Source organism: Microcoleus sp. bin48.metabat.b7b8b9.023 (genome assembly GCF_013299185.1).
GTDB lineage: Bacteria > Cyanobacteriota > Cyanobacteriia > Cyanobacteriales > Microcoleaceae > Microcoleus.
Genome location: NZ_JAAFKG010000018.1, coordinates 102,607 through 108,877, shown reverse-complemented (window position 1 = coordinate 108,877; position 6,271 = coordinate 102,607). Strand labels below are relative to the sequence as shown.

6 protein-coding genes and 1 pseudogene are annotated in these 6,271 nt (G+C 46.9%); all 7 read left to right on the top strand.

What is annotated here, in order from left to right; all coding sequences use genetic code 11:
- Window positions 1-205, top strand: a pseudogene (locus QZW82_RS13050) (hypothetical protein); the annotation flags it as partial.
- A gap of 218 nt (window positions 206-423) precedes the next feature.
- A complete protein-coding gene (locus QZW82_RS13045; protein ID WP_293148729.1) occupies window positions 424-657 on the top strand; it encodes a DUF2281 domain-containing protein in 234 nt (77 codons plus the stop codon).
- Between the two features lie 8 nt (window positions 658-665).
- A complete protein-coding gene (locus QZW82_RS13040) occupies window positions 666-857 on the top strand; it encodes a PIN domain-containing protein (protein WP_293148727.1) in 192 nt (63 codons plus the stop codon).
- A 124-nt stretch (window positions 858-981) separates the two neighbouring features.
- Window positions 982-1,995 carry a DNA-binding protein gene (locus QZW82_RS13035; protein ID WP_293148725.1) on the top strand — a complete coding sequence of 338 codons (1,014 nt, stop codon included), beginning with the start codon at window positions 982-984 and terminating at the stop codon, window positions 1,993-1,995.
- A gap of 3 nt (window positions 1,996-1,998) precedes the next feature.
- On the top strand, window positions 1,999-2,454 hold the full coding sequence (locus QZW82_RS13030; protein ID WP_293148723.1) for a type II toxin-antitoxin system death-on-curing family toxin: 456 nt from the start codon (window positions 1,999-2,001) through the stop codon (window positions 2,452-2,454).
- A 309-nt stretch (window positions 2,455-2,763) separates the two neighbouring features.
- Window positions 2,764-4,833 (top strand): DEAD/DEAH box helicase, encoded by a 2,070-nt coding sequence (locus tag QZW82_RS13025; protein WP_366665016.1) that lies wholly within the window; start codon window positions 2,764-2,766, stop codon window positions 4,831-4,833.
- On the top strand, window positions 4,826-6,046 hold the full coding sequence (locus QZW82_RS13020; protein ID WP_293148720.1) for a GIY-YIG nuclease family protein: 1,221 nt from the start codon (window positions 4,826-4,828) through the stop codon (window positions 6,044-6,046). Before QZW82_RS13025 ends, QZW82_RS13020 begins: the two co-directional genes overlap by 8 nt.
- The last annotated feature ends 225 nt before the right edge of the window (window positions 6,047-6,271 follow it).

The window sequence follows — 6,271 nt, the reverse complement described above, 5'->3', positions numbered from 1 at the left end:
TAGTTATGCAACTCAAACTATTGAGGGTACTCAGGCATGGGATACTTTTATGTCTCTTGTTGCTACTACACGTCAGTTGGGAATCAGTTTTTTTGATTATGTGCGCGACCGAATTTCTCAACTTGGAGTTATTCCCTCTCTGTCCACTATTATTCGCGAAAAATCTGCTCTTTATCCGTTGGGATTGTCTTGGCAGCCAGATTAACTGCTACCCCTACTTATTGAGCCGATACGATGCTTTGAATGAAAAAGCCGCGAGCTTTTACAAAAAATACGGTTTTATCGCCTTCAATGAGGAGCCGATGAAGCTGTATTTACCGATGAAGTCTATTGAAGAACTTCTTTCAAGTCTGGGTATCTAGTTTATGCTGCATTGCCGAACGCTAAAATAGCTCTATAAAACACAGTCACACCCTACAAGTCATGACAGCGGCCGAAAGACTCTATCAACTGATCCAAACTTTCCCAGAAAGCCAAATCAACGAAGTCCTCAACTTCGCCGAATTTCTCCACCAAAAACAACTCTCCCCCCGTCAAACTATTCCTCCCGGCACTCTCACTGGACTTCGGGGCATCGCCAAACGGTCTGGATCTGCCCCAAACGATGAGGAGTTACAGGCAGAATATACCGACTATCTCACTCAAAAATACCAGTAACTCTTCCCGTGAAAATTCTCATTGATACTAACATCGTCGAAACTGCTCTCAGTCTTGGCCTGAAAGACTTTGAAGACAGTATCCAACTCGCCTGCGCCACCCTCAGTCAACTCGATGCGATCGTCACGCGCGATCGGAAAGACTTCATCGGTAGCAACCTCCCCATTTACTCCCCTACAGAACTTTTAAACCAGCTTTAGTTAGTAGCTTCAAAAACAACACCGAATGTCTGCAAAAACTGTTTGAATTGTATACTAAAATGACCGCCCAAAAAACTTCCCCCCAAAAGTCTGCCAAACGTAAAACCAAAGGAGAAAATTGATAATGGCAAAAGATTTAACTTCATCGCTGCGCGATCGGCAAAATATCCTCAACAATCGCTATGCCTTAGAAAAAATAGAAGAATACTTGGGATTAGGAGGGACTTACTATGAAGAAGAACTGCTTTTTACTAAACAACAACTGATTGAAATTTTCGGCATCAGCGACAGTACAATTGAAAAGTATCTATCCAGTCACAAGGATGAGCTGAAAACTAATGGCTATAGGGTGCTACGAGGTCAGAAACTTCGAGAGTTCAAGGGTTTGATGGATGCTACCGTAACTGATTACGGTACCAAAACCACAGTCCTAGGGGTTTTCACCTTCCGGGCAACCCTAAACCTAGCAATGGTGCTAGTGGAGAGCGATCGGGCTCGTGCAATTCGATCGCGCATCTTAGATATCGTCATTGACGTAATGGCAGAACGGGCAGGCGGACATACCAAATACATTAACCAGAGAGATAGCAATTATTTACCAGCAGTCTATCAAGAATTTAGCTATCGCAAAACCTTTACCGATGCCCTCGATAATTACCTCGACATGGGCAAGTTTAAGTATGGCATTTACACCAACAAAGTGTATCAGATTGTTTTCCGAGAGAAAGCCGAAGAATACAAGCAGATATTAAGTCTGGGTAAAAACGATTGCCCCCGTGACACCATGTATGCCGAAGTTCTCATCGCCATTGCCAGTCTAGAGAATGGTTTGGCAGCAGAATTGAAAGCCGAGTCAGAAAAAGTGGGACGAAAGCTGAAACAGAAAGAGGTTGATTCACTATTGGAATCCGCAGAGGAAAACCCCTATCTAAAACCGATTATTGAAGATGCCCGCATCAAAATGGCCAGTCGCGATCTAGGGTTTCGGGATGCTCTGCATCAAAAATTAGAAGCCTATATCCAAAGCGTTCCAGAGAACGACTTTGAGAAATTTTTAGGAGAAGCCAGCCGTTCTTTAGAAGAGCAACTTTCCGATCCGGCTCTTTTGGCTGTATTTAAGCGATTGAAGGATCGGTAATTTATGGCAGCAGATTTCTTTTACTTTGACATTCATTATGCGATCGAGCTGCATGATTGGATTATCGAAAAATCAGGGGGATTTCCGGGTTCTAATAATCCGAGTCTACTAGAGAGCGCATTAGAACATATTCAAAACGATCTCTATTACCCTGAAATTCACCACAAGTTAACTCACCTAGTTTTTGCCGTCAACAAATTTCATGCTTTTAATGATGGCAATAAACGCTCTAGTATTGCATTGGGTGCTTATTTTCTCAAGCTCAATGGTTATGGTTTTTTAGTCAAAAAGTTTGTCCTAGAAATGGAAAATATCGCCGTTTGGATAGCAGAGGGAAAAATTTCTAAAGAGTTTCTATGTGAACTGATTGAGTCTCTTATTTTCGAGGAAGATTTCAGTGAAGAACTTAAGTTTAAGTTGGCGCTTGCTGTCATGGGCGATATTGATTCTAATTGTTAGTTCGGCTGGAACAGACTCGTTATATCAAATCTGGTAGCATCGGAATTATTAGTGGTAGAAATTAGGACACAGCAGTGCCGTGTCCCTACCTAAAATAATATTGTAGGGACACGGCAGTGCCGTGTCCTCTTCTCCTCCATATCATTCCGATGCAACCGGAAACGATATTACCTCCCTTTTTGGGCGTAAAAGTGCTTTAACGCAAATCGATGCTGGCGAGTCTCGAAGTCTCAAACGCATACATATCAACAAAAAAGTGCTTTAATGCAAACCGATTTTAGCAAGTCTCAAAGAAAAAAACTCCCACCCATGAGCAAGCCGATCGCAATTCCCTCAGTTTCCGTCACCTACGCCCAAGATGGCACTTCTTGTCGCCCCAACGCCCTGGGGATGCGCCCAATGCAGGAACGGGCTTACCAGAAGCGCGGCGAACAATATCTCTTGATCAAATCGCCTCCCGCCTCTGGTAAAAGTCGCGCGTTGATGTTCATCGCCCTGGACAAATTAGAGAATCAGAAACTGAAACAAGCCATTATTGTAGTGCCAGAAAAGGCGATCGGCTCCAGCTTCCATAATGAACCTTTGAGTCAGTTTGGATTTTGGGCGGATTGGCAAGTTGAGCCGAAGTGGAATCTCTGCGATGCACCGGGAAATGACGGTGGCAAAGTAGGCGCGGTGCAGAAGTTTCTAGCCAGCGATGCCAAGATTCTAATCTGCACTCACGCCACATTCCGCTTTGCCTTGGATAAGTTTGGTGTGGAGGTTTTGGACGATCGCCTAATCGCCATAGATGAATTTCACCATGTTTCTGCCAATCCAGACAACAAACTGGGCGATCGCGTCCGCCAACTCATGGCCCGCGATAAAACCCATATCATAGCCATGACTGGTTCCTATTTTCGCGGCGATGCCGAAGCCGTGTTACATCCCGAAGATGAATCCCGATTCGATACAGTCACTTACACCTATTACGAACAACTCAACGGCTACGAATACCTGAAGCAACTCGACATCGGCTATTACTTCTATGCAGGTAGCTACACCGATGAAATCGTGCGGGTGTTGAATCCGAAAGAGAAAACAATCCTGCACATTCCTAATGTGAATTCCCGCGAAAGTACGAAGGACAAAATTCGCGAGGTGGAACACATCATCGAGGAACTTGGCGAATGGCAAGGCATCGATCCGAGTACGGGATTTCAACTGGTTAAAACCGCCGATGGTACGATTCTCAAAATTGCCGATCTCGTAGATGACGATCCGACTAAGCGCGATCGAGTCTCCGTCGCCCTGAAAGACTCGAAATATAAGAACGATCGCGATCGCATCGATATCATTATTGCCCTCGGCATGGCAAAAGAGGGCTTTGATTGGATCTGGTGCGAACACGCCCTGACGATCGGCTACCGCTCCAGTTTGACCGAAATCATTCAAATTATCGGCCGCGCCACCCGCGATGCACCAGGGAAAACCCGCGCCCGATTCACCAACCTGATTGCGGAACCGGATGCCGCCGAATCTGCCGTCACAGAAGCAGTTAACGACACCCTCAAAGCCATTGCAGCCAGCCTGTTGATGGAACAGGTACTCGCCCCCCGCTTCGAGTTCAAACCCAAGCGCCCGGACAATGGGCCCACTCCCGGCTTCGACTACGGCGAAGATGGCTACAATCCGAATAAGTGCAACGCGGGCATCAATCCAGAGAAAGGCTTGATTCAGATGGAAATTAAGGGATTAGCGACACCCAAAAGCCCGGAAGCCGATCGCATTTGTCGCGAAGATTTGACCGAATTAGTGGCCGCCTTTGTCCAAGATAAACCGACGATCGAGCGCGGCCTATTTGATGAGGAATTGGTGCCGGAAGAATTAACCCAGGTTCGCATGGGCAAAATCATCAAAGAAAAGTGTCCAAATCTAGATGAGGGCGATCGAGAAGCCATTCGCCAACACGCGATCGCAGCTTTAACCGTCGTTCAACAAGCCAAAAAAACCATGAACGAAGGCGGTGGAACCTATACCACTCAAAGCGGTGAGGCGGCAAAAAACACTGCTCTCATCGACGGAGTGAGGCAGTTTGCGCTATCAGTAACTGAGTTGGAAATGGATTTGATCGATCGCATCAATCCCTTCGGTGAAGCCTACGCCATCCTCGCCAAGTCGATGAGCGAAGAAAGACTGAAGCTGGTGGCGGAAATCATTGCGGCTAAACGGATTGTCCTTAGCGTGGAAGACGCGCGGGAATTAGCCAAACGGGCGAGTCGTTTCAGACAAGAAAAGGGCAGATTGCCTTCCCTGACGGCGACAGATCCGTGGGAAAAACGCATGGCAGAAGGGGTTGCTTTCCTCACACGCAAGGTAAAGGAGGAAAAAAATGCCTAATTATACCACCGATGAAGATTTGGAGTTGCTGGCGGAATTGGGCATAGACATCGCCCCCAAACCCTCCGGCCAGCGTTCAGCTAGAGAAGAGCGGATTATCGCGGGTTTTGAGGAAATCGAGCGGTTTGTGGAGGAACAGGGCAGACTGCCTCAGCACGGTGAGGATTGTGATATTTTCGAGCGACTTTATGCTGTCAGGCTCGATCGCCTGCGAGAATCGGAGGAATGTCGCGCCGTCTTGGAACCGCTAGACTCGCGCCGACTGTTGGATGCTGAGACTGATCTCGGTGCGATCGCCAAAAACGATCTCACAGATGAAGCACTGCTGGCATCCCTGGGAGTTGATGCCGCCTCCGAAAACGACGTTAGCCAGCTTACTCATGTGCGATCGCGCAGCGAAATCAAAGCAGCGGAGGAAATCGCCCAACGGACTCCCTGCCAAGACTTTGATGAATTCAAACCTTTTTTTGAGAAAGTGCAGCGCCAATTGCAGTCTGGGGAACGGAAAAGTGTCAAATATCAGGACTATGCGGCCGTCAACGAAGGTGATTTGTTCATCCTCGACGGGCACAAGGTGATGGTGGTGCATATGGGTGAACCGTTTGTCAGCGATTACGGGCGGCAAGATTGCCGGTTGCGGGTGGTTTATGACAATGGGACTGAGAGCGATTTGTTAGTGCGATCGCTTCAACGTGCTTTAAATAAGGACAAGGCCAGCCGCCGCATCACCACCCCAGATTTCGGCCCGCTGTTTGCAGATATTGAAGCAGCAGATGACTTACCAACGGGCTATCTTTACGTGCTCAGAAGCAAATCCGAACATCCTTATATTGTGGAGAATCGGTCTTTCATTCACAAGATTGGTGTCACGGGAGGAGACGTAAAAAGGCGGATTGCCAATGCGAAGAAAGACCCTACCTATCTGCTAGCGGATGTAGAAATTGTCGCCAAATTTAAATTAGCAAATATCAATCGGAAGCGACTTGAGGTAATTATTCATAAGTTTTTCAGCAGTGCTCGATTGGATTTGGACTTACAGGATCGTTTCGGTATGCTGGTGCAGCCGAAGGAGTGGTTTTTTGTTCCCCTGGATGCGATCGAGGATGCGATCGCAAAAATTCAGGCAGGAACGATCGATCGATTCCGGTACGATCGGGAAACAGGAAGGATTGCAATGCTCGATTTGGTTCGTAGTGAGGACTTTAGTCCTTGACAGAAGAAGGACTAAAGTCCTCACTACGAACCTTTTTTACTATGGTAATCGAGGGGACATGATATGACTTGTGTGCTAATTGAAAAAATTCAGGCAGGAACGATCGATCGATTCCGGTACGATCGGGAAACAGGAAGGATTGCAATGCTCGATTTGGTTCGTAGTGAGGACTTTAGTCCTTGACAGAAGAAGGACTAAAGTCCTCACTACGAACCTTTTTTATTA

Bases quoted from the DNA above. Each gene is read 5' to 3' on its own strand.
- QZW82_RS13045 (WP_293148729.1), top strand. From the start codon at position 424: ATGACAGCGGCCGAAAGACTCTATCAACTGATCCAAACTTTCCCAGAA.
- QZW82_RS13035 (WP_293148725.1), top strand. From the start codon at position 982: ATGGCAAAAGATTTAACTTCATCGCTGCGCGATCGGCAAAATATCCTC.
- QZW82_RS13030 (WP_293148723.1), top strand. From the start codon at position 1,999: ATGGCAGCAGATTTCTTTTACTTTGACATTCATTATGCGATCGAGCTG.
- QZW82_RS13025 (WP_366665016.1), top strand. From the start codon at position 2,764: ATGAGCAAGCCGATCGCAATTCCCTCAGTTTCCGTCACCTACGCCCAA.
- QZW82_RS13020 (WP_293148720.1), top strand. From the start codon at position 4,826: ATGCCTAATTATACCACCGATGAAGATTTGGAGTTGCTGGCGGAATTG.